Annotated in this window: 23 protein-coding genes and 1 pseudogene; 5 read left to right on the top strand and 19 right to left on the bottom strand. The window is 30.5% G+C overall.

Translation table 11 applies throughout. The features are described from left to right. Positions 1 to 16 precede the first annotated feature (16 nt). Complete coding sequence (locus tag U472_RS06220; protein WP_068716593.1) at positions 17 to 535, bottom strand: hypothetical protein; 519 nt, start codon at positions 533 to 535, stop codon at positions 17 to 19. Between the two features lie 222 nt (positions 536 to 757). Here U472_RS06220 and U472_RS06215 point away from each other — a divergent pair, with 222 nt between their 5' ends. After that, positions 758 to 1,471, top strand: coding sequence for a DegV family protein (locus tag U472_RS06215; protein ID WP_281201080.1), 714 nt, complete (start codon positions 758 to 760; stop codon positions 1,469 to 1,471). A gap of 62 nt (positions 1,472 to 1,533) precedes the next feature. Here the strand turns inward: U472_RS06215 and U472_RS06210 are convergent, their stop codons facing one another. From U472_RS06210 to U472_RS06180, 8 genes are all read right to left on the bottom strand, one after another. Next, the gene (locus tag U472_RS06210) at positions 1,534 to 3,195 is read right to left on the bottom strand and encodes a SulP family inorganic anion transporter (protein ID WP_245684754.1); all 1,662 of its coding nucleotides are present in this window, start codon (positions 3,193 to 3,195) and stop codon (positions 1,534 to 1,536) included. 265 nt (positions 3,196 to 3,460) lie between these two features. Further along, complete coding sequence (locus U472_RS17535; RefSeq protein ID WP_083189781.1) at positions 3,461 to 3,679, bottom strand: SLC13 family permease; 219 nt, start codon at positions 3,677 to 3,679, stop codon at positions 3,461 to 3,463. Between the two features lie 6 nt (positions 3,680 to 3,685). Then, complete coding sequence (locus U472_RS06205; protein ID WP_068716589.1) at positions 3,686 to 4,204, bottom strand: TrkA C-terminal domain-containing protein; 519 nt, start codon at positions 4,202 to 4,204, stop codon at positions 3,686 to 3,688. After that, positions 4,182 to 4,376, bottom strand: a complete 195-nt coding sequence (locus U472_RS06200; RefSeq protein WP_068716587.1) for an SLC13 family permease — start codon at positions 4,374 to 4,376, stop codon at positions 4,182 to 4,184. Before U472_RS06200 ends, U472_RS06205 begins: the two co-directional genes overlap by 23 nt. Before the next feature lie 214 nt (positions 4,377 to 4,590). Continuing rightward, positions 4,591 to 4,794 (bottom strand): hypothetical protein, encoded by a 204-nt coding sequence (locus U472_RS06195; RefSeq protein WP_068716585.1) that lies wholly within the window; start codon positions 4,792 to 4,794, stop codon positions 4,591 to 4,593. Between the two features lie 500 nt (positions 4,795 to 5,294). Next, positions 5,295 to 7,133, bottom strand: a complete 1,839-nt coding sequence (locus U472_RS06190; protein ID WP_083189780.1) for a patatin-like phospholipase family protein — start codon at positions 7,131 to 7,133, stop codon at positions 5,295 to 5,297. A gap of 369 nt (positions 7,134 to 7,502) precedes the next feature. Continuing rightward, positions 7,503 to 8,699 (bottom strand): MFS transporter, encoded by a 1,197-nt coding sequence (locus tag U472_RS06185; RefSeq protein ID WP_068716583.1) that lies wholly within the window; start codon positions 8,697 to 8,699, stop codon positions 7,503 to 7,505. Positions 8,700 to 8,957: 258 nt separating this feature from the next. Beyond that, positions 8,958 to 9,674: an HAD family hydrolase gene (locus U472_RS06180; protein ID WP_068716581.1), complete on the bottom strand. Its 717-nt coding sequence runs from the start codon at positions 9,672 to 9,674 to the stop codon at positions 8,958 to 8,960. Between the two features lie 434 nt (positions 9,675 to 10,108). Between U472_RS06180 and U472_RS06175 the strand changes: the two genes are divergently transcribed. The 3 genes from U472_RS06175 (at position 10,109) to U472_RS06165 (ending at position 12,961) form a co-directional block, all read left to right on the top strand. Further along, positions 10,109 to 11,185: a GGDEF domain-containing protein gene (locus tag U472_RS06175; protein ID WP_068716579.1), complete on the top strand. Its 1,077-nt coding sequence runs from the start codon at positions 10,109 to 10,111 to the stop codon at positions 11,183 to 11,185. Positions 11,186 to 11,416: 231 nt separating this feature from the next. After that, positions 11,417 to 12,121, top strand: coding sequence for a hypothetical protein (locus tag U472_RS06170; protein ID WP_068716577.1), 705 nt, complete (start codon positions 11,417 to 11,419; stop codon positions 12,119 to 12,121). 297 nt (positions 12,122 to 12,418) lie between these two features. After that, the gene (locus U472_RS06165; protein WP_068716575.1) at positions 12,419 to 12,961 is read left to right on the top strand and encodes a CBO0543 family protein; all 543 of its coding nucleotides are present in this window, start codon (positions 12,419 to 12,421) and stop codon (positions 12,959 to 12,961) included. 35 nt (positions 12,962 to 12,996) lie between these two features. On the opposite strand, the gene U472_RS06160 is transcribed toward U472_RS06165, so the two are convergent. The 5 genes and pseudogenes from U472_RS06160 to U472_RS06140 form a co-directional block, all read right to left on the bottom strand. Then, positions 12,997 to 14,529 (bottom strand): YifB family Mg chelatase-like AAA ATPase, encoded by a 1,533-nt coding sequence (locus tag U472_RS06160; RefSeq protein ID WP_068716573.1) that lies wholly within the window; start codon positions 14,527 to 14,529, stop codon positions 12,997 to 12,999. A gap of 11 nt (positions 14,530 to 14,540) precedes the next feature. After that, a complete protein-coding gene (locus tag U472_RS06155) occupies positions 14,541 to 14,894 on the bottom strand; it encodes a YraN family protein (RefSeq protein WP_083189820.1) in 354 nt (117 codons plus the stop codon). 171 nt (positions 14,895 to 15,065) lie between these two features. Beyond that, positions 15,066 to 16,190, bottom strand: a complete 1,125-nt coding sequence (locus U472_RS06150; RefSeq protein ID WP_068716571.1) for an aldo/keto reductase — start codon at positions 16,188 to 16,190, stop codon at positions 15,066 to 15,068. A 46-nt stretch (positions 16,191 to 16,236) separates the two neighbouring features. Next, positions 16,237 to 17,408: pseudogene (locus tag U472_RS17530) on the bottom strand (iron-containing alcohol dehydrogenase). Positions 17,409 to 17,993: 585 nt separating this feature from the next. Then, the gene (locus tag U472_RS06140; RefSeq protein WP_068716569.1) at positions 17,994 to 20,801 is read right to left on the bottom strand and encodes a sensor histidine kinase; all 2,808 of its coding nucleotides are present in this window, start codon (positions 20,799 to 20,801) and stop codon (positions 17,994 to 17,996) included. A 273-nt stretch (positions 20,802 to 21,074) separates the two neighbouring features. On the opposite strand from U472_RS06140, the gene U472_RS06135 reads away from it, so the two are divergent. Then, positions 21,075 to 21,374 (top strand): hypothetical protein, encoded by a 300-nt coding sequence (locus tag U472_RS06135; RefSeq protein WP_068716567.1) that lies wholly within the window; start codon positions 21,075 to 21,077, stop codon positions 21,372 to 21,374. Positions 21,375 to 21,391: 17 nt separating this feature from the next. Here U472_RS06135 and U472_RS06130 read toward each other — a convergent pair whose 3' ends face one another. The 5 genes from U472_RS06130 to rplS all read right to left on the bottom strand — a co-directional run bounded on the left by U472_RS06130 (position 21,392) and on the right by rplS (position 24,817). Continuing rightward, positions 21,392 to 21,631 (bottom strand): hypothetical protein, encoded by a 240-nt coding sequence (locus U472_RS06130; protein WP_245684753.1) that lies wholly within the window; start codon positions 21,629 to 21,631, stop codon positions 21,392 to 21,394. Continuing rightward, positions 21,624 to 22,406, bottom strand: coding sequence for a ribonuclease HII (locus U472_RS06125; RefSeq protein ID WP_068716565.1), 783 nt, complete (start codon positions 22,404 to 22,406; stop codon positions 21,624 to 21,626). The genes U472_RS06130 and U472_RS06125 overlap by 8 nt, the downstream gene beginning before the upstream one ends. A gap of 110 nt (positions 22,407 to 22,516) precedes the next feature. Beyond that, the gene (ylqF, locus tag U472_RS06120; RefSeq protein ID WP_068716563.1) at positions 22,517 to 23,362 is read right to left on the bottom strand and encodes a ribosome biogenesis GTPase YlqF; all 846 of its coding nucleotides are present in this window, start codon (positions 23,360 to 23,362) and stop codon (positions 22,517 to 22,519) included. Continuing rightward, positions 23,362 to 23,868, bottom strand: coding sequence for a signal peptidase I (gene lepB, locus U472_RS06115; protein ID WP_068716561.1), 507 nt, complete (start codon positions 23,866 to 23,868; stop codon positions 23,362 to 23,364). Before lepB ends, ylqF begins: the two co-directional genes overlap by 1 nt. 604 nt (positions 23,869 to 24,472) lie before the next feature. After that, positions 24,473 to 24,817 (bottom strand): 50S ribosomal protein L19, encoded by a 345-nt coding sequence (gene rplS, locus U472_RS06110; protein WP_068716559.1) that lies wholly within the window; start codon positions 24,815 to 24,817, stop codon positions 24,473 to 24,475. Between the last annotated feature and the right edge of the window lie 111 nt (positions 24,818 to 24,928).

Below are 24,928 nucleotides of genomic sequence, written 5' to 3'. Positions count from 1 at the left end.
CAAAAGAAGTCTTATTTTAATAAGACTTCTTTTTTCTATATTCTTCTAAATCTATTATCTTATCTGTAAAATCTAGTTTTGAATGAGACTGACCTTGATTTTGCTTTTGATAAACTTTATCATTTTCTAAATCATCTAATAATTCTTCAAAGAAATCCATCAAACCTTCCTCATCTATCTCCTCATCGTTCTTACCTGAGATGAACAACTTATTTTCTGGAAATAGAACATCATACAACTCTCTTTCTTCAAAGGATAATCTACTTTTTATATCCTTTTCTACCTCTTCTTGTTTAGAAATGATACTATCAAATATAGCCTTATCCTCACTAGATAGATGTTCTTTAATTTGATTTTCAAATAATTGACTTAAAAATAACTTATTATCTATTATATCCTCTAAGCTCCAATCACCTACAAGCACCTGTTGAAACTCTCTAAGATTATTATAATTACGGGTCAAAGCAATCAAATCATCACATTTAATTATCTCCCCATTGGGAAATACAATCTTAATTTTAGCAGAATTAAGCATTAGATATCTCCTTCCTTAAATAGCCAAGTAATATTCCATCAATTTATCTTTATTCAAATAATCTCTAAATGTGAATTCTCAACTATATTAATAATCTCTCCTACTCTATCTAGTACGATAAAAAGAAGCCTTCTCCTTTTTCGTAGAGAAATTTATTGATTAATTTTAGAATAATAGAGATATAATACAGTCTTGTATTATCAGTTAATAAATTGATACAATATAGGATATAGGGACGATCAAAATTTTGATGTCCAAAACCTACTTAAAATAATGAAAGAGAGTAAGGATAGCCCTAAAACCGCTAGCCCTTCCCCCTATTCTTTTATAGAAGCTTATAAAGGTGAAGAGAGCATCTTTGTAGTTACTTTAACCTCTAAACTAAGTAGCACTTACAACAATGCCCTTTTAGCTAAAGATATCTTCTTAGAAGAGATTGAAGATAAGTTTATACATGTCTTCGATTCTTGCAGTGCTTCAATAGGAGAAGCTTTAGTCAGCTTAAAGATAACTGAATTGGTAGAACAGAGATTAAGCAAACTACAAATTATAGATAAAGTAAATAAATACATTAAAGAGATGAAGACCTTCTTCTTACTTGAATCCTTAGATAATCTTATAAAATCTGATAGAATGAATAAGGTTAAAGGTAAATTAGCTTCACTCTTATCAATTAAACCAATTCTAGGTGAAGAAGATGGTGAGATAAGCTTATTTGACAAAGCCCGAGGATCTAAACTTGCTTTTAAGAAATTAATTGATATAATCAGAGAATATGATAAGAATCTTGAAGAGAAGGTTCTTGCACCTAATACAGCAGAAGAGTTCAAAGTAGAAATTCTAAAAAGGTATAACTTCAAAGATATTATTATTGTTGAAACTGGGGGATTAAGTAGTGTATATGCTAATGAAGGTGGGATAATAATCTCATTTTAATTAAATACAAATAACCAAGGATTATTAATAATCCTTGGTTATTTGTACTAATCTTTAGCCAATTAATTATTTTTATAATGATTTGCCTTATTCATTGCTTCCTTAGTAGAAGAGAAATAATATGAATTAGCAAAAAATATATTTTCTTTACTAATCTTTTCGACAATTCCAAAGTTACTTAAAGGCTTATACAACTTAGTACTAATACCACTTAATAAAACTTCACCATTATTTTTGTAGACTTTTTCAATAAACTTATCTAATTCTTTAATAGTTGTTATATCAATAACATCTACATCTCTCATTCTTAAAATAAAGGTCTTACCTTTAAGAAAACTTTCATTTAATTGATTCTTTAATTCTTTTGCTGAATTAAAATGCAAATTTCCTGCTAAATTAATTAATATCTCTTTCTTATCTTCTAAATCTTTAGGATTATGTTGAAGAAAAGGATATTCACTATCTGTCTGATAATGCATATGAGTAAAGCTGATTTTATCTGTATGGCGTAATACTAATGTTAAAGAGACTAATACTCCAAAATAAACAGCATAGTCTAAACGGGGAGTAGATATTGTAGTTAAAAAGGTAACCAAAAACACTATCATATCAAATTTAGTTACATTAAGTACTTGCTTTATGTCCTTAACATCTATCATAGAATAAGCAACTACTAAGACTAAAGTAGCTAAACTAGTAATAGGAACATACTTAACAAATGGACTTAATAAGAGAATAAATAGAATAATTACTAAAGCTGTAAAGAATTCAGCTACTCTTGTTTTAGCTCCTGCTTGATAATTAGTGAAGGAGTTAGTAAAAGAACCTGAGATAGCAAAACTACTAAAGAAAGAACAACATAAATTAATAATGCCTTGTCCTATAAATTCTTTATTTAATTCTACCTCCTCTGATGATTTATCCTCTAAGAACTTTGTAATCGACAACACCTGAATGAAGCCTAAGATCGAAATAGAAAGTGCTGAAGCAAAAAACTTGTTAATTTGATCAATATTAAATTCAAATAGATTAAATTTAGGTAAGGAAGCAGAAAAATTATCAACCACTGCTACCTTAGAAGATAAACCGAAACTATATACTAATAACATAGGGATTAAGATTGCTAATAAATAAGCAGGTATCTTAGGTGATATTCTTTTAGAACCAATCATCACTGTCCATGTTAAAACTCCTAATCCTACCGAATAGTAATTTATCCCCCCTAAACCATAAATTATGTTATAAATATTAAAAAAGAGATTAAAACCAGAATCAATCTCCATTCCTAAAATATTACTTATCTGCCCCACCCCAATTAGCAATGCAATGCCTGTAGTAAGTCCTACAATTACAGAATGAGGAACATATTTAACTAGATTACTCAATTGTAAAACCCCTAATAATATCTGTAATAGACCAATCATAAAAGTTAAGAGAGACAATATATTTAGATAGTTATCTGGTCCAATATTAGTCAGAGCACTAGCTAAAGCAACAGAGATTAAATTGGTAGGACCAACTACCATATAACTTGAATTACCAACAAAAGTAGCAACTATCATAGAGACTATAGACGTATATAATCCATAAATAGGATCAACACCAACAATTAAGGCATAAGCCATATTTTGGGGCAGAGCAATAGCTGCTACTGATAACCCTGCTGAAATATCATACTTTAAATTTTTGAATTTGTATTTCTTCATAAATTTAGATAACTTCACAAATACTAATTCCTCCTTTTAAACCAAATTTATACTCTATCCTTATTTATATCCCCCAAAAGAAGGCAATTCCCAATGAGATAACTATATAATGGGGCACCAACTATCATGTAATCACTAAATTTATAACCCCCAAAACCATATACCATTAAATTAATTTGATATCCTAAAGGGGTCATAAAAGCTGTACTAGCAGCAAAGGTAACTGATAAAATGAAAGAAAAGGGGTTAAGCTCTAATTTGTTAGCTGCATCTACAGCTACTGTTAAATCAAAACTACACTAATATTATTGCTAATAATATTTGTCAAAATTGATGTAAGTAAGTAAAATAACATCAAAATTATAGTGGGTGGAAATGAACTAGAATAAATCAACAACTTATCGGCAATGTAACTAGCAGTTCCAGTCTTCTCTATAGCTATCCCCAAAGGAATCAATCCAGCTAATAAAAAAATAACCTCACAATTTATTACCTCATAGATTTTATTTTAATTGACAGCATTAATAGCCACCATCGCAATTACTCCCCCTAATGCTGAGATAGCTATAGGCAAAATATTAAAAGCGGCTAATAAGACTACAGAACTAATAATTCTTAGAACTGTTGCAATTCTATTTGTATTATAATCTTCAGCGTCAAATTCCTGACTTATAATAAAATTGCTATTCTTTTGCAACCGATTTATAGTCTCGTTATTAGCTATTAATAACAAGACATCACCAGGTTCCATTACCAAGTCATCCATCCTTTGATGTGACAGTTTATTACCTCTTGGAATTTCTAAAAAGTTCACCTCTCCAAGGGTTTGTCCAACTAAAAAAGAAGCATGAGGAACAACAACTTTCAATAATTTTTGACCTTTAATTGGCTCTTCAAAGTGCTTATCATTAACCCTAACTTCAGGTAACAACTTCAACCCTTCAGTTCTGATTATCTTTAACAAAGTAGAATGACTACTACGAATAATCAAGTTATCTCCTGCCTTAAGCTCCTTTTCTTTTATCAATATCAATTCTTTTAGGGATCAAGTGTCTTCCTACAAAGAATAAATATAAAAAAACTACTATTAGTATTATAAAACCCAACTTAGTAAATTCAAACATAGAGAATCGATGCCCAATTAATCGAGCAGAGATATCACTAGCCAACAGGTTAGTGGATGTACCAAGTAAGGCCATCTCACCTCCCATCATAGATGCATAAGATAAGGGAATTAGTAACTTAGTTAGATGGTGATGCCTTTGTTTTACGTGCTAAATTTGTAACCATAGGAATAAAAGTTGCAACTACTGGGGTATTATTAATGATACCAGCTACCAAACCTGCTTAACCCCATTATTACTGCTTACTCTCCTCTTCACCTGTTACTTTAGCAATTTTATCACCTAGTATTTACACTAATCCACTATTTTTAACCCCCTCACTTAAGATAAACATTGCTAAAACTGTAATAGTAGCTTTATTAGCAAAATCAGATAATACTTCTGTAGTAGAAAGTTTAGTCCATGATTTAAATACAATTAAACTTATTGGAATTGTTAAAGCTAATAAATCTAAACGTAATGGTCCTAAGAATGATAAAATTATAGATACCAATTATTACCATAGTACCGTTCATTTCAGAATCAATTTTAATTTGAGCATTATTTGTAGAACTAGCATAAGCAATCTGTGCTGTTATCTGAACCAAATAAAAATAATTAAACATATAAATAAGATACACCAAAAGCTCCTTAAATTCAAATTATCTTTTAATCTGTTATTCAGATAATCACCTCCTAAAGATAACTATATAACACTTATGTTCATTATAGGAAATATTAACCTCAAATACAAACTATGATGAATACTATGAATATGTAACTTTAGAATGTAATTTAGATGTGTCTTTATAGATAGATAAAGCAACAATTTTTTGAGTTGATAGTAAAAAGGTTAAAAGCTTTATGATTTAAGGTTTTGTAATTAACTATCCACTCTCAATTATACTCTGAAGTAAAAAAGTGTCGCAATATATCAATTAATTTTCATCTTAAATTTACAGCTATATTAATATACCCTGTACTATCTGCCATATCTTTTATTAATTACCCTAACTAAAAATTATAGTATAAATTAAAACCTAAATTAAGATCTTCGAACTGATTATCATAAGCTAAATATCCTTCTATATCTAAAAACTTAACACCTAAAAATCCTAAATTAACCTTGCTTCCCACTCCTACTGCTATTGATGAACTTTCCTCTTTCTGATAATCAGTAAATAAGTATGTCTGCATATCAGTTAATTTTAATAAATCCATAATCTCCATATCACTAATAGATTCATAGTTATAAGTCCAGTTCAATGATAACTGTAACTTAACAAATTTATCAGGTATTACTCCACGATAAATCAGTGGAGATTCCATAATCTCTGTATTATTGAAGATGAGTTTAGGTTCCAAAGTCCAAATATTACTCAATTGATAATTCCCTTGATGAGATGTCAATATCTTAGGTTTATTATCTTCAAAGGGAAATAGCAAATCACTCTCCCCTCTTAATAAGATTGACTCTGCCTTAAGTTGATAATTATTATCTAAATATATAAAACTATCTTTATTTAAATATCCTCTGCCTCCCCCAAAAGTATAATTATCATCATAATAAACCAGTCCCATCAGATAATCTCTACTATTACTCTCATATCTAAAATTGCTAAGCAGGTCAATATCTTCAGTCAATTTAGTCCACCTAAATTTTAACTCAATACCATCTTGTTTATCATTATTAGGGATAGAGAGAGCACTTATACCTAAATGATCTTTACTAAATCTAAAACCATACTGCAAATGATATAAGGGGGACCTGATTAAATCCTGTTTAAAGAAAGAATAGTCCCTGCCATAATAGAAAACAGGAGCTAAATCAGCCTTTTCAAGTAAAATCCTATCATATTTAACATCATTAAGTTTTTTAGAATAATTGATATCCTGATTTTTGATCTTATACTCTTTTAAAGAAATTTTTTTCTTCTTTAATAATCTCTTTATCTTGGGAAGTTTTGCTTTAGTACTCTTATAACCGATTTCTATATACTCTTTTAGTGAATCAAAATCCATAAAGGTGTACTCATCTACATCACCTTCTATTACTATATCGGCATAGTTTCCTATTATCTGCTCTGTATATCTCTTCTGCACCAGTGATATATATCTAAAGAAAGAACGACCAGGAGTGTTATACTCTTTAGATGATGAATCATCAGAAATAATAGTAGCAATAACTATATCTGCCCCTAAAACTTTAGCGGACTTGGCTGGGCTTACCTCTACTATACCAGCATCTACTAAGAATTTATCATCTGAATTATACATAGGAAAGTAAAAAGGAATTGAATAAGAACTCTGTATTACCTCAGAGATTTGACCAGTGGTAGCTAAGTATTTGTCTCCACTACCTAAATCAAAGCTAAGTAATGCTGTAGGAACTACAAAATCTTCTAAATTATTTGCTAGAGCAACCTCTTCAATAAACTTATTGACTCTAGTTGTATCTAACAGAGAAGAAGAACTAGCAAAATTAAACCTTAGCATATCATTAAAAGAAACTTTCAATAAAATCTCCTCAATTACGTTTATCGGTAGTCCATTGCCATACATAGTACCTACAATTGCTCCCATACTACTACCAACAATTAGGTCAATAGGGATCCCTTCCTCTTCTAACGCTTTGATTACACCTACATTAAATAATGCTGGTGCTCCTCCCCCTGTCAAAGCCAATCCTACAGCTGGACTCTCTATAGATTTAAACCTCTGATAACCTTCTATAATATATCTATCATTCCCTTCTGTTATATAAGTCAGTTCCGTATCTGCAAGACATTTGGAGATAAATAAGTTGAAGATAATAATAGATAAGATTATTATCTTCAACATCTTAAATCTCATAATTATTACACCTCATTTCTTAAAACATGTAATAATGTCTATCCTTCGGAGCACTTCTGTATTTTAATATATAATAAAAATTTTATAAACTTTAGAGCAATTGAATAAATTAGACAGCCTATAATATTCTTATAAAATTTAAATTAGTATTATTCTACTTTTAAGTTATTTTCCTACTATTTCAACTTAATTTTAACAATATATTTTGCTCTATAAAGAATAATTTTGGTAGTTAGCGAAGGATAATAATTATAATATTCTTCACTACTTAGCCATTATTCTTTGCCTTGATAAGACTTAAAAAGGGCATCTATATAGATGCCCTTCTTACTTAACTATGTTTTTAATTTAAATTAAGATTAATATTTTTTAAGTAGTTACTACACCTCTACTCTCTTTATCTAAATATCTAGTATTTAAATAGATAATCAATCCTGCTAATAATAAGAAGTATAATAAAACTATCCCATAACCAACCTTAATACCAAATAAATCATTGAAAAATCCAATAAATAAATTCCCTAAAAGAATAGCCCCTATACTCCCCGTAGTCATTGTCAAGCCAATAATAGTAGGGAGGTTATTATCAAAGATTTCAAACATCGTTGCCTGCATAGTAGGGAAATGAGTAGCTATAAATAACCCTGATATGGCAAAAAAGATGGCAAAAGAATCAGGGCCTAGAATACCTAATAATACAGAGATTAATGAACCAATTGCTGAGATAAATACTAAACGTAAATATCCTATTCTCTCTACTATGATACTTGCTAAAAAACGACCTGTACTAAATAGTATAAAGAATAGTGAAAAATAAAATCCAGCTTCAATCTCTGTTCTTCCTTGAATCTCTTTTAAATAAAGGATCAACCAAGTAACAACTCCCAACTCTCCCCCACCGTTAGCTAAGAACATCAAAGCAAAGATTCCTACCCTTGCATCTTTAAGTACTCCTCTAAAACTTATATCCTTCTTCTCTTCTTGCTTAACACCTGCTTTTTCCTTTTCAGGGAATTTGGAGAAGATAGTAAAGATAAGAATAGCTGATACGAGTATTATTGAAAAGGTATAAATCATCTCCCATTCAAAACCAAAACCTAAAATAGCATTAGCATAAAAGGGGGTAATAACTCCACCTATCCCAAAAAAGAGATGGAGCCTATTATTCATCTTACCTTTATTTTTAGTAAATACCTCAGAAGCTAAAGTATTTATAGAGATATTCAAAACCCCCAAACCTATACCTATAGTTAAAATCACTATAATAAGTAGATAATACTGGCTAATATAGTTAAGCCATATAAATCCTATAATAGATAGCAAAATCCCTGCTATCAATACCTTCTTTAAATTAAAGATCTGTATCAATACTCCACTTAAAAAGTTGGCTATAATTCCTCCAATGGAAATACACCCTAGAACAAATCCTAACTTAGAGTGATTGATTTGATAATCCTGCTGTAATAAAGGACCAATCTGACCTCTTAGATTACCTGTAATTCCAAAAATCAACATCATGAAGAATACTAGTATAATTAATTTTCTGTGATTAGCACTACTTAACATATTTTATCTACTCCTATCTTTATATTCTCAAATCGTCTCCATTTTACATTAAAAGAAAGTATATGTAAACTGGTTTTCATTCTCCTAATAAAATAAATTTATACTTAACCCTCTATTCAATAATACTTATTGATAATTTTATCAAGTAAATTTCATTCTATAATAAATATCTAAATTTTCAACAAATCTGATTCAAATCAAAAGCCAGATAATCTCCCATTTTATTGGTCAATCATCTGGCAAATATGTAGAATCCCTTTAAAAATTCTCTTTAATATAGTCTACAAAATCCTCTAAACTTCCTCTCCAGTCTGGAATAATCTCTTCTTCTGTTCCTCTATCAATTAAATAATCTTCTACTAAAAATGTCTTAATACCTAGCCTACCTGCTACAATATCCTCCTGCAAGTCATTACCAACTAAGATACATGATTCGGGCTTCCTCCCTAATTTATCAATAGCCTCTTGAAAATAGGCTAAATTTGGTTTAGCATAATGCATCTCCTCATAGCTTGTCACCATCACAAAATCATCAGGATTTAATCCAGCCCATCTAACTCGTTCCAAAATGGCTTCCCTTGGAAATAGTGGATTGGTGGTTATAGCCATAGTATATCCTAATTCTTTGAATAATCCTACCATCTCTAAAACCTTAGCACTAGGCTTCACATCTTCTCCTAGTAATGGAAACTTCTCTTTATAGAAGCTATCAAATCTAGTTTTAATAGCTTCTATATCTTCTACTTCTATCATAGAAAAGAAGGAGTTCATAAAAGCACCTTCATTGGTCAAAATTCCATCATTCTCTATCATATCTTGAGTAGACTTCATCAATACTTTGATAAATAGCTCAGGTTCAGCCAAATCTGTAAATTCTCCTGTCAATGCTTTAAAATACCTCTTCAAGAAATCATCAAAATCTATCCTCAATAAAGTTCCATCTAAATCAAATAAAATAGTATCCCTTTTCTGCATCTAACCAGCTCCTATTCTAATTATTACTATACTTAATATTCTATATCAAATTTCCCTACAATAATAGATTCTATAATAATTGCAACTCTCCTCTGGCTGATTTAAAGAAATAAAATTCATTCTAACTTACACATCTGTATAGTCATCCAACTTTAAATTTCAATTTAAAGTTGGATGATAGTAACGAGTAACAGGTAACAAGTTAAGTTCTTTACTGGTTACTCGTCACTTGTCACTAGTTACTAAAGTGTCGCATTATCCCTATATAGCAACACATTAAAATTTTAGAACTATAACTATATATGTCAATAAAACAATTATAATGGTTATAAACCCAAAATCAAAATCTTGATATTTATTAGCAACTATTATATAATTTTAATGAGAATCATTACCATTTTTCTAAATTTTAATATAAAGGAGCTATTAGTGATATGCTAAAAGATCTCTTTATCAATAGTAGTATTTTAATTTCATTCTTATTTTTAGGTGGAGAAATCTTTAAAGAAAGTCCATTATCCCCTTCTGCTCCTCTTAAAATAAAGATTTTCGGTGGTATTGCCTCAGGTATTTTAGGGAGTATATTAATGATTTTCAGTGTCAGAATTTCTCCTGAGATTGTTTTGGATTTGCGATATTTTGCAATTATTGTTGTAGCCATTTATGGTGGGCTAACATCTTCTATAATAACTGCTCTCATAATAGCTAATTTTCGCATCTATTATTTTTCCACTACCCCTATATCTATAACAGTAGGATTTCTAATTATCTTATTAGGAATAATCAGTGGATTGATAAGTAAACTAAATATTTCCCAAAATAAAAAATGGCTATACATGAATATAGTTAATGTAGCAGTTATAACCATAGAGTTATTATTTGTTGTTAAAGAAAGAAATCTAGTATTAGAATCAACTATTTATTTTATGATAATGTCTATAATTACAGGTTTATTGGTATATCACTTTTCTAATTATATTACGGTATCAAATAGCCTTTATAAAAGATTTAAAATAGAGGCTACTCAAGACTTCCTAACTGGGCTGAATAATGTTAGAAGCTTTGATAATAAACTCAATAACATAATAAATCAACTGCAAAAAAATCAGAAGAATCTCTCTATCATTATTCTTGATATAGACCATTTTAAAAAAATAAATGATACTTATGGTCATTTGGCAGGTGATTCTATTTTAAAGGAGTTAGCCAAAGTTTTATCTAATTCTTGTAGAGACTTTGATATAGTATCAAGAACTGGTGGAGAAGAGTTCTGTATCTTATTACCTGATTGCCCTAACCAGATGGCTATAGCAGTAGCAGAACGAATTAGAAAAAATGTAGAGAAACACCAATTTGTATTAGCAAATCAGCAAAAGGTCCACATTACTGTCTCTGTTGGAATAACTACTTATCCTGATAAAACAAGAAACTTAGATAATATAGTAGAAGAAGCAGATCATGCTTTATATCAAGCTAAACAAACAGGGAGAAATAGAGTATGTACAGGTTAATTATCAGTAAATCCAAACTATAATATCTCTTAACTTAGGGACTTCTATGGTTTGGATTTTTATATTTGGTCAAAACTAACCTTTATAAGAATAAATTTTCTTTTAAACATTAAGATTAGATTTAAAAATTATCTATATGTGTCCTTAAAATAAAGGTCTTTTATAACTAATATGGAATTAATCTTAATAAATTAAAGGATAGTAAACTCATATAAAAAGGGGGCTTATATTATGGTTGATAATGAAGAACATCAGAATGAAGTAATAGACCTAAATGAAGAAGAAGTTAGAATAAAAACAGAGCAAGAGGATAAAAAACACCCTAAAGATAGCTTTGAAGAGATAGGAAAAATTGATGATAAGAGCTTAATGGAAAGATTATCCCTTTATTTTCAAACTGCTTCTTCTTATAGCAAAAGAATTCTTTCTATCTTATTTCTAATAACTTCAATGCTCTTTACCGGTGTACTGATTATAGAGCTATATACTAAAAATTTCTCTTTACTTTGGAGTAATAAACCAGCTAAACTCATAGTTCTTGCAATAACTACAACTATACCTGTCTACTCAATAAATATTCTCCTCCTAACTACCCTAAATGCTTTTAAAAATACCCTATTCTCTAAAGAAGAGATAAGCGGATTGAAAGTAGACTTGACCAAAAATATATTCTCTGGAACTTTATTCTCTTTTACTTTAATCCTAATACTCTTAAACTATGATTTCTTTAGCTATAAGATACTCTTTGGTGATAGAACATTACACATTACAGATTTTATTAGGCATATTCTCATTTTAGAAGTGACAGTATTTCTAGGAATGTTCTATGAAAAAATAAGAAAGAAGTATTTTCTTTATGGATTAGTAATCATCTCAACTTTACTTATTTTACTATTAGATATATTATTTACACTTAGAATTGGCTATCGGGTATAAATCTATAACTAACAGTAGATTTTTATGGATTAGTTCAAAACCTTTTAAATAATAAACTTGTAGATAAATCTTTTACCTTCTATCTGTGTTAATCTGTGGCTAATAATCACTTTATTTTTTATTTCACTCTAAAGTTAGATACCTATAATATTATATTGATTATACTTTAATCTAATATTAGTATCTTTTATTAAATTGATTTTTATATTCAGAATCCTTTTTCTTATCATATTAATTTATTATTTAGGAGAAGATAGTAAATATATAAAAAGAATACTCTTTATACTGGAGGCTTCTATGGAATTTGAACTTTTTAAAGAGATACTTAAGTATAGAGAAACAATAAATAAATTAGCACTGAAACATTGGCTTAAAAATACTTTATTTAGTTATCAGTGGTGGCTATTAATCGTAGTCTTAATTCTACCTTGGATTTTATTATGGAAGCTGCTTGATAAGAGTAATAGATATCAAATATTACTTTATGGATTTATTACTATGGTGTTAGTTATATTACTTGATAGTTTAGGAATAAACTTAATGCTATGGGCTTATTCCTATCAAATACTTCCCTTTAGCCGTCAACTATTACATCCAATTAACTTAAGCTTTCTACCTGTTAGCTATATGTTAATTTACCAATATTTTAGAGGATGGCAGAGCTTCTTTATTACACATACTATCCTTGCTCTATTTAATAGCTTTTTATTTGAACCATGGTTAGTTGAGATAAACATTTATGAAAGATTAAGTTGGAAGTATATCTACTCCTTTCCCATCTATATTCTAATGGGAGTTTCAATCAAATTAATAGTTGATAGGTTAAAACCATTAAATTAAAATTAAAGACCTTTCTAAGTAGAAAGGTCTTTAATCTATACCAAATCAATATACTTCCTATCTAAGCTCCGATATTGTACAGCTTCAGCTATATGTTCAAATGATATTATCTCTTTACCTGCTAAATCGGCTATAGTCCTTGCTAGCTTTAATACACGATCATAAGCCCTAGCGCTTAAATTCAATCTAGTAATCGCCTGCTCTAATAAATTAAATGCATCTTTATTCATAATACAGTATTTCTCTACCATAGGGCTATTCATCTCTACATTACAGTTAATCTCTTCAGCTTTAAATCTATCTGCTTGAACCTTTCTTGCCTCTTCTACCCTTTTTTTGATAATTGCAGAGCTTTGACCTTTTTGATAATTGGTTAGCTCCTCCACCTCTAAACAGGGAACTTCAAGGTGAATATCAATTCTGTCTAGTAAGGGACCTGATATCTTGCCAAGGTAACGATTAATCTGCCTAGGAGTACAACCACATTCTTGCTTAATATCCCCATAATAACCACAAGGACAAGGGTTCATAGCTGCAATCAACATAAATTTTGCTGGATAATCTAGAGTAGTCAATGCTCTTGAAATACTGACCATTCCTTCTTCTAAAGGTTGCCGTAAGACCTCTAATACATTCTTCTTAAACTCTGGCAGTTCATCTAAAAATAAGACACCGTGATGAGCTAAACTGACTTCACCAGGCTTAGGAATCCTTCCTCCACCAATTAAACCAACATCAGAGGTAGTGTGGTGAGGACTGCGAAAGGGTCTACTGGTAATTAATGATTTATCCTTTGCTAATCTACCGATTATACTGAAAATTTTAGTAACTTCAATAGCTTCTTCTTTGGTCAAACTGGGTAAGATAGTGGGTAACCTCTTAGCTAGCATCGTCTTTCCTGACCCAGGTGGTCCAATCATAATTAGATTATGCCCTCCTGCTGCTGCAACCTCTAAAGCCCGTTTAGCTGCTTCTTGCCCTTTAACATCAGCAAAGTCAATCTTATAATCTTGATTAGTGGATAATTGATAATTCTCTTTAATAGCATCAATCTTTAAATTACCATTAAGGTAATCTATGGTCTCCTCTAAGCTCTTTACAGGAATAACATCTAATCCCTCTACTACAGAAGCCTCCTGAGAATTCGCTTCTGGTAGAATAAATCCCTTCTTAGATGCTCCTTTTGCTGCTAGTGCCATAGACAAGACTCCCTTAACACCTCTAATTTGACCATCTAAAGATAATTCTCCAATTAATGCATAATCGCTCAACACCCTATTATCAATTAGGCCTGAAGCTGCTAAGATAGAAATTGCAATTGGTAAATCAAAGGCTGCTCCCTCTTTTTTGATATCGGCAGGGGCTAGATTGACAGTAATCCTCTTGATTGGAAAGGAATATCCAGAGTTCTTAATAGCAGAACGTACTCTCTCCTTAGCCTCTTTAACAGCCACATCAGGCAATCCTACTATATTAAAAGCAGGTAATCCCTTAGCCAAATCCACCTCTACCTCTACCAAATAACCATCTATTCCTAATACCGCATTACTTATAGCTTTTGCTAACATAAAAATCCCTCCTAACAATAAAAAGCATTCTTAAATAATTCTATCTCTCTATTCTTTTTATCACCAGAGATTGCTACTACATCAAAACGAAAATCACTATCTACTTGTTGAAGACTAAAATAGTATCTAGCTACTTTCTCTAGCTGTCTCTGTTTTCTATAGTCAACCTTCTCCTGTGGAGTCAAATATGATTTATTATTACTTAACTTAACCTCTATAAAGACTACATAATCTGCTTCTTTAGCTATTAGGTCTATCTCTCCATAACGACACCAGAAGTTCTCTTCCAAAATCCGGTATCCTTCTTTTTCTAGAAATAATTTTGCTAACTCTTCTCCCACTTTCCCTAAAGTTCTCGTATTCAAAATAATACCTCCTAGCATCATTACTAAGATATGGTAACCATTATATCTGTAATTATACATAAATAAAAGATTATTGATAACAAAAAAACCTCCTAATTAGGAGGTTCATCATTAAATCAGATAATCCATATTAATATTTCTATGCTAATAGAGGTGTCTAGATATGTTTAATTATTCAAAATAACTATTTACATCTTTTAATAATTCAATTATCTCTAAATTCTGTGGGCAGACCTTCTCACAAGCTCCACATTCAACACAAGTGTTAGCTTTTTCTTTGTCTCCCATTTCATTATATTTTTTATTATTTTCTTCGAATTTATTATAAATCTTAGCTCGATTATATAATTTAAAATTAGCTGGAATATTAACTCCAACAGGACATGGAATACAATATTCACAACCAGTACAGCTAACTGGTGATAATTCTTGATACTTATTTTGTAACTGTTCTATCACTATTAATTCCTCTTTAGTTAAAGTATTAACTCCAGAGTTAGCAGCACTCTCTATATTCTCTTTAACTTGTTGCAAATTACTCATTCCACTTAATATAAAAGCCACTTCTTCTTGATCCCATAACCATTGTAATGCCCAGTCAACATAGCTTCTTTTAATAGGGGCATTATCAAAGATTTCCTTAACCGAATCAGCAGGAGCTAAAGCTAGCTGCCCTCCCTTTAATGGTTCCATAATAATAACAGCTACTCCATTGTCATGGGCATATTTTAAGCCTCTTTTACCTGCCTGAAAATCAACATCTAAGTAATTATATTGAATCTGGCAAAAATCCCAATCATAACCATCTATAATCTCTTCAAATAGCTCATAACCATCATGAAAAGAGAATCCAATATGTTTGATTTTCCCTTCTGCTAAAATCTTTTCAATCCAAGAGAAGACATCTAATTCTTTAAACTTATCCCAACGTTCTCTGTTAAGTGCATGTAATAAATAGAAGTCTATATAATCTGTTTCTAACTTTTCTAATTGCTTATTTAAGTAATAGTCCATATCCTCTCTCTTTTCGATTAACCAAGAAGGGAGCTTAGTAGCTAATTTTACCTTTTCACGATATCCATCCTTCAATGCCTTAGCTACTAGTAACTCACTCTCTCCACCATGGTATGGCCAAGCTGTATCTACATAATTTATACCATGGTCAACTGCATATCTTATCATTTCAATAGATTCTTCTTCATCTATCTTCCCATCTTCGGTAGTAGGAAATCTCATAGCCCCAAATCCTAAGGCAGAAGCCTCCCAATCGAGATTAATAAGCTTTCTATATTCCATACCTTTCATCCTCCCAATTAAATTTCTATTAATAAATTACAGCTTTCTACTTATATGCATTTGTCATAATCTCTATCGTTTCTTCTAGAGATAGTGTATAAGGATCTAATTCAAATAGCCCTTGCATAGTATTACGTGCATTTTCAGCAAGCATAGGAATCTCTTCTAGCTTAATTCTACAGTCTGACATCTTAAGATCAGCCACATCACATTCTTCTTGAAGTTTAATTAATGCCTTAACAAAGGACATAGGCCGTTCTTCTTCTGGAAGGGAATCTACATCAACCCATAGCTCTTGCCATATCTATAAATCTATCAGTGGCTTTAGATGCAAAAAATTTATAATATGCTTCTGATTACATAATAAGTCCTGCCCCATGTGGAAGCTTAGGGTGATTAGCACTAAGGGCGTGTTCCATAAAATGCTCTGAAGTACAAGATGTTGATTCTACAAATCCAGAAAGAGTATTTGCCAAAGCTACTTGGGTGCGTGCTTCAAGATTATTCCTGTCCTTAACAGCTGTAGGTAAATATTTAGCTATCAACTCAATACTTTTTAGAGCATAGGGATCACTAATTGGGTAGCTATATTGGCAATATAGCCTTCTATTGCATGAAAAAGTGCACCAAACCCCTGATAAGCAGTCAAATCTTTAGGTACTGTCAACATCAATTCTGGATCAACAACTGATAATACTGGGAATGTATCCTCACAACCAAAACCAATCTTTTCATTGATCTCTTCTTTAGTAATAACTGTCCATGGATCAGCCTCTGTACCAGTTCCAGCTGTTGTAGTTATAGCAACAATAGGTAAGACATCATTTTCTATAGGCACCCCTTTTCCTGAACCACCAGAAACATAGTCCCAATAATCTCCAGGATTTTTGACCATAATAGCAATAATTTTTGCTGAGTCAATACTACTACCACCACCAAGTCCCATTACAAAGTCACAATTCTCTTTCTTAACAAGTTCTGCTCCTTCCATAACATGGGACTTGATTGGATTAGCTAATATCTTATCAAATAAAACAGATTAAATGCTTTATCAGCTAAAATATTCTCCAGTCGCTCTAAATAACTATATTTTTTCATAGAAGTTCCTGCTGATATAACAATTAAAGCCTTCTTTTCTGGAATATTTTCATCTGACAATTCATTTAATTTACCAGGTCTAAATAAAATCTTTGTTGGTACATAATAATTAAAATCTATCTTAATATCTCCATTTTTTAATAATTAATTTTAATAAAAAATTTATAAAAATTAATTGTTCCCACTAGTAAAAAATAAGTATACTTAAATTTATGTATAATATTTATTTATTACTCTTATAACTTAAATTATAGAGGTCTAACCCTTAACTTATATCATAATACTTTAATTTTTTATTAATTTTAGTCAAGGAATACTTTATATTCTCTATTTTTCTTCTACTTTAAGTCTATGCTGAAGTATTATCACTCTTCTTAATTTAATTGCTGTATCACCTTTGGTTTACCTTCCTAAATTCCCACTTTTAATTATATTATACACCCTAGAGTCTACTCGAAGTCAACAATTTCTAGGAAAAATCCAAAATATTTTATTTAATAATTTAATAAATAGATATGAAGTTAATTGTATTTAATATACAATACTAACATAATCTTTTTGATGATAAAGTACTTATTTTTTTCATTTTGCATATAATAAGATTAAAGGTAATCTTCAAGGTTACCTTTTAATATAGATAGCTCCATCAAATAAATTTGATGGAGCTTTTTATTTTAAATTAAATTTGGTTCTAAAGTAAACTAACTATAGACCATAGACATCAGAGAATTCAAGCTTTATTCTGTCATCTAGGTTGTCTATATTATTTTCATCATTAAGAATTATTTCACCGTTTTTCTCCTTCAATTCAATATCTGGTAACCCAATAATAAAATTACTACCCTTTCCATACTCACTCTCTACTTTTAGACTTCCATTATGTAATTCTATAAGTAACTTAACAATAGCTAAACCAATACCACTTCCTTCAGTATTTCTGCTAAAGGATTTATCAACCTGTCTAAATTTATCAAAAATAAGATCTAGCTTATTTGTCTCTATTCCAATACCATTATCTTGAATAGAAATCATAACTTTATCATCTTCTTGATATACTCTTACAAATATCTTATCACCTTCATTTGTAAACTTTACAGCATTAGATAATAAATTTAAGATAATCCTCTCAATAGCACACAAATCACAAGGTATTATCTTCTCATCTATTTGTGAATTAAACTCTAAACTCCTATCCTTATTTTTGATATATTCTGCTGTAGAAAGCGTAATCTTTCTAATAACCTCTACTATATCTCGATTCTGCAAATTTAATTTAAAGGAATTTGAATTAATTTTAGTAATATCCACCAAATTATCGACTAATCTTAATTGTCTATATCCATTCTGTTTAATAATAGTTAGATATTTTTTTGCATCTTTCATCTCTTTAGCCGGGAGGTTCTTTTTATGGTATATCTCTAGCATTTGCGTAGCTGAGAAGATTAAGTTTAATGGAGTTTTTAGCTCATGGGTTAAGTTAGCAAAGAACTCTACCTTCAGTTTATTATATTGCAGCTTATCTTCTAGTAGTTTACGCTCAGTAATATCTATACCTGTACTGAAGATTGCTTGTACAACTCCGTTATCATCTTTTAAAACAGATGTATACCAGGCTATTATTATCTCTCTTCCATCCTTAGTTAAACAAGTAATCTCAATATATAACGGTAACTTTAGCTTTAATGCCAATATATTATCAAAAAGTTGATATATCTCATCTCTTTTATCTTTTTTAATAAAATCTAACATATTAACACCAATGATTTCTTCTCGATTATACCCAAAAATATCTTGGGCTGCTTGATTAACCATTACAACCCTTTTCTGTTTATCTATAATTACAAATGAAATTTCACTAATATCTAATATATGTAATGAAGAGAAGATTAAACTTAGAGGCTTCCTCAATTCAGGAGGAAAATCTAAGAGATTATCAATATTAACTATACTTTTTTCTAATCTTTCTTCTAATAATCTCTCTTTAGTAACATCTACCCCTGAACTTACTGTCCCTGTAATCTTTCCATCCTTATCTCTTAAGATAGAATTATGCCAAATTAATATTCTAGTCTTACCGTTTTTGCTTACTAAGAAATTCTCTGTTGTTTTAGTTATAACTATATCCTCTTCTTTAGAAGTCTTTCTATAAATAGTTCTTCTATCATTTTGATTTATAAAATTATCAAACCAATTTTTACCTAATATCTCTTCTCTATTATAACCTAAAAGTTCACATCCTTTCTTATTAATCATTGTTACCTTCTGTTCTAAATCCAATACTACAAATACTACCTCTGCCATATCTAAATAGCTTTGTAGTTTTCCCTTCTCAAGCTCTAATTTAATAGTTCGTTCTGCTACCTTATCTTCTAAATCTTCTTTTATAAGCAGTAATTCTTTTTCTACTCTCTCATATTTAAATATACTAATACCGAGAATAACCACTAAACACAGCAGAATAATTATAGAAAAGATAATAACCTGAAAGATAGGTTTATCTTTATTTTTTACAAAAAAAGATTCATTTTTATTTATGACAATACTTTTTGGGGGTAAATTAGAGATTTTAATTTCAAACTTCTTCATCTCTTTATAATCAAACATATACAAATTAGGGCTCTCTTTTATAATAGGGATATTATTAACATCTTCTCCAGATAAAACTTTATTAGCTAAAGCTGTAGCAACTCTCCCTTGATAATGACCATTGATAAGTTTGCCACCTACAATCCCATGACCTAAAAAGAAATCCCAAACACTATAAATTGGTGCTTGACTATTATTTGCTAATAAAATACTAGTATCTTTTGCAGAAAGTCGATTACCACAGTTATTATTAAAACCTGCTGCTAAGATTATTATATCATCTTCAGATAATCTTCTAACCTTCCTTTGAGCTGTGACTATACTCTCTGTTCTAATAATCTCATATTTAATTTTGTCATTATAATTTAAAAGTTCTTCTTCTAAGATATAATTTTGAACACTTCCTATAGACGTGCCATCTACAAATAAAACTACTTTATCTGCATCTGGATGTAATTGTAACGCAATATCTATAGTACCTATAAGATCTACTTTTTCCACTATACCTGTAAATCCTTGCTTTTCTTTAAGAACAGTATCGTCAAAGTTATTCACTCCACAGAAGATTACTGGTGTTTGAGGAAATAAAACTTCTTGATATTTATACAAAAAATCAAAGGCTGCATTATCACAAACAATAATAAGATCAAATTGGTAATTTTGATACTTATATTTATAGATATTATATAATTTTTCAAAATAATTGCTATTAGCATGATGAATATCTATGTACTCAATATGAATATTATTTTTACCAGACCCCAAGCCATCCATTAGAGTTTCGGTAATATCATCTTCCCAACTATCTCCTCTATAATAGGAGTTTAAGATTAGTATTTCATTATCCTCTAAATCCTTAGCATAAGATGTGAGATTTAATATAATTAAAAACAGAATAAGTAAATATATTTTTTTAGTTATTAACACATCTAAAAGCTCCTTTATCTAATAAATTATTTTCTATTTCTTTCTATTTAATTCTATATCAAACCAAAATACACCTTCTTTTATAGTAAATCATTTTTATTAACAAATTATAGTAGGAATTATCAAAAACCTCCTTTTGCTTTTTAATCAAAAGGAGGTTTTTAACAATTAATCTCTTCCAAATAATACTTCATTTATGAATAGAGTTTATGTTATAATTATGTTAAATAAATTAATTATATATCAAATAAAAAAAGTGAGGAAGTGAGAAATATGGAGGATGATAAAGCTATCCAAAATTATATTAAGAAAAACTTAGAATATAGTAATGTTTTATTAAATTTTACAGAAATGCTAGTAATGATGACAAGAAAAGACTCTACCATCAAAATTGAAAAGATTGATCCTGAAGATTTAACAGAAGAATTTGACCAAGAATTATGGGGATTAGATCTTACAGTCAGTATAGTACTTGGTAGTGAAGGCTATGGAAAGACAGAATTATTCCTATTTGAAGATGAAGAGAAGAGAGATAACTTATATGATTATTTAAATCAATTGGTCTCACTCTAAAAATTCTCTTATCACCATCAAACTCTTACATCTATAGAGTTTGATGAAAATCCATCATTCTTATTTAAAACCTTAAGCAATAACTTACCATTATACCAACCCTTTATCTTAACTTTAATCTTCTCCCCTTCTTGTAGCTCTGCCTTACACTTTGCTTCAATTGTCCTTCTATCAAATTTAATTACCACACTTTCTACTTTAACCTCCAATACCGTACCTTCTATTATATCTCCTGTCTTTAACATCCTATCACCCATTCATGGATTCTCTGACTATCCCAAAGGAAGTACGGTGTATAGGGGTTATACCATATCTCTTTAAAGCCTGAATATGTTCTCCTGTACCATAACCCTTATTTGAAGCAAATTTATACTGGGGATACTCTTTATCATATTCAACTAAAAGCCTATCTCTAGTTACCTTAGCTACAATTGAAGCTGCTGCAATAGAGACACTATGAGCATCACCTTCAATAATTCCTGCTTGAGGAATATCGATATCTGGAATTGTTTCAGCATCGACCAATAAATAATCTGGTCTATTCTCTAGGCTATTTATGGCTTCTCTCATTGCCTGATATGTAGCCTGTAAGATATTAATCTTATCAATTCTCTTATTATCAACAATTCCCACACCTATATCTATTGCCTTCTGCTGGATTATCTCAAAGAGCTCTTCTCTCTTCTTCTCAGATAGTTTCTTAGAGTCATCTAAGCCTAAAATAGATTGATCTTCTGGCAGGATAACTACAGCCGCTACCACAGGTCCTGCTAAAGGTCCCCTTCCTGCCTCATCAATACCTCCAATTATTTGATAGCCCTTCTCTTTTACCCGTCTTTCATGAATACTCATCTTCTCATATTTCTTTCTTAGCTCTTCTTCTTGTTTTTGTTGGCGTAGAATCTGTTGAGCTAACCGCTGTACACCCTTTCTTGAATCTAATGCTAAACTCTCAATCAATTCATCAGTAACCTCTTCCATGTTATCTACCTTAGTTTTAATCTCTTTAATACTTAAGTTCGATAAATCCATAATTATCTACCTCCTTTATAGTTCAGTAACGAGTAACAAGTAACTACTAATAAACTATCATAAAAGCTTTTACTCATCACCCATAACTTGTTACTTCGCCACTAATCTAATTACTCTGGTGGTAACTCTAAAGTCAGATTACCAAATTTACCATCTCTAAACTCTTTGATGATTATGTCTGAGGTTCGGTCACGATCAATTCTTCCACCTGATTGTAAGCATCCACGCTTTCTACCAATATCAGCTACCAATTCATAGGTATCAGGATTTAGATGATCAAGTTTAAACCTCTCCTCTAACTTCTCTGGAGCAACTTCACTTAGTAATTCAACCAATTTATAAGCAAGCAATTCACTATCAAAGATAGTTTCCTTAATAGCTCCAGCAAGAGCCAATCTAAAACCAACCTGCTCATCTTCAAATTTAGGCCATAAGATACCAGGTGTATCTAACAATTCAAAACCTTTCTTTAACTTAACCCACTGTTGACCTCTAGTAACTCCAGGTCTATTACCAGTTTTAGCACTACTTTTATTACTTAATTGATTAATCAATTGGGACTTACCTACATTAGGAATTCCTACAATCATCATTCTGATATTCCGCTCATTTCTGCCCTTCTCTTTCAAAACTGCAAACTCTTCATTCATTAAATCCCTAGCTAACCTCAAAATTTGAGTTACTCCTTGTCCTGTTAAAGAGTTTACTGCTACTGTAGGAGCAATATTAGAGAAGTACCTCTTCCAACTTTTAGTCTTCTCTGGATCGGCTAAATCAATTTTATTAAGGACTATCACCCGTTTTTGGTCTTTTAAAATCTCATCTATATCAGGATTTCTACTACTGAATGGAATTCTAGCATCTAATAGCTCAATTACTACATCTATTAACTTTAATCTATCTTCAACTTGCCTCTTAGCTCTTACCATATGTCCTGGATACCATTGTATTGACATTAATTCCCCTCCCTAATTAGCCCCATTCTATCTAAAGGCCAAAAAATAACAAATGCTTTTCCTAGTATATTCTTACGAGGAACAAATCCCCAGAATCTACTATCTTCACTATTATTACGATTATCACCTAACATAAAATAATGCCCTTTTGGCACTTTAACCTCAGGAAAATCGGTATAACTTCTCTCTAGTGTATAATCCTCTTCTAAAGGTTTATCATTAATATATACCTGCCCTTCAACTATCTTTACTTCATCACCTGGTAAACCAATTAACCTTTTGATAAATCTACGCTTTGGATTGACTGGCCATTTAAAGACAATTATCTCTTGCCTTTTAGGTTCACGAAATCTATAGATAAATTTATTAGCAAAGATTCTATCACCAGGCTTTAAAGTTGGTAACATCGAACCCGATGGAATATAAAAGGCCTGTACCACAAAAGTAATGATAAAAAATGAAATTAGAAGAGCAACTATTATTGATTGTAAGTACTCTTTAAACAATTCAACTCCACTCCCCTTATTATAAAATAACTAATATTTAAAATTAAGTTTGTGTTTAACTTGTACTTATTACTTATAGATGTGTGAATTTAAAATTAAACTTTATAGAGATAATGCAATACTTTTTAAATCAGCCTAGAGTGTTCAGCTCTTTAAAGGCGAAAAAATTATTGTTTGAACGAAGCAAGTACTCTCAAAAATAATAATAATGGAATCTTTGAAGTAGAACTTCTATATTTCTTAACTCAATAGATGTTAATTGCGGAGTGAGTGGGCTCTACCACGAAGGGTTTGCTTTTTAAACCCGTAGGTTAGACTCGTCGGTTAATTCTTTTCTAGACTGGATTTATCACGAAGGGTTCTAAATATGAACCTGTAGGTTTGCTTACTTTTGGGGCAATGCCAAAAGTAAGGTACCCTTAGGTGCAACCTAAGATTTTGCCTACTTTTTTAAAAAGTATAAGTATCGCAATATACCCATATAGTCTTATATTTAAATTAAATTCTAGATTCACAAATCTATATAATTAATCCTAGATTAATTATATAGGATAGAAAAAAAGGACAAGCTTAAATAGCCAGTCCCTCTTGTAATCTAAGTTAATTAGAATCTCTTTTCTTTTACTTGAGCAGCCTTACCTCTACGTTCTCTTAGGTAATATAATTTAGCTCTATTTACATCTCCACGTCTTACAACTTCAATCTTAGCAATTTTTGGAGAATGTACTGGGAAAACACGTTCAACTCCAACTCCAAAAGAAATCTTTCTTACAGTGAAAGTCTCTCTGATTCCTCCACCTTGCTTTTTAATAACGATTCCTTGGAAAATTTGGATTCTCTCTTTCCCGCCTTCCTGAACCTTCACGTGTACCTTAACAGTATCACCAGAGTTAAATTCAGGGATATCATTCTTTAATTGTTGGCTTTCAATAGTATCAATTATGTTCATTTGTCTTGCCTCCTCTCTCAAAACGTTCTTAAACCCCTTGGGCCAGAGGACCGTCTGTCTTCACACTAGGATATTATAACATAAGAATTTCTAGATTACAAGAAAATTTAT

It is taken from the genome of Orenia metallireducens (assembly GCF_001693735.1).
Lineage (GTDB): Bacteria > Bacillota > Halanaerobiia > Halobacteroidales > Halobacteroidaceae > Orenia > Orenia metallireducens.
The sequence above is the reverse complement of the archived record's forward strand: the minus strand, read 5'-3'. Positions and strand labels throughout refer to the sequence as shown.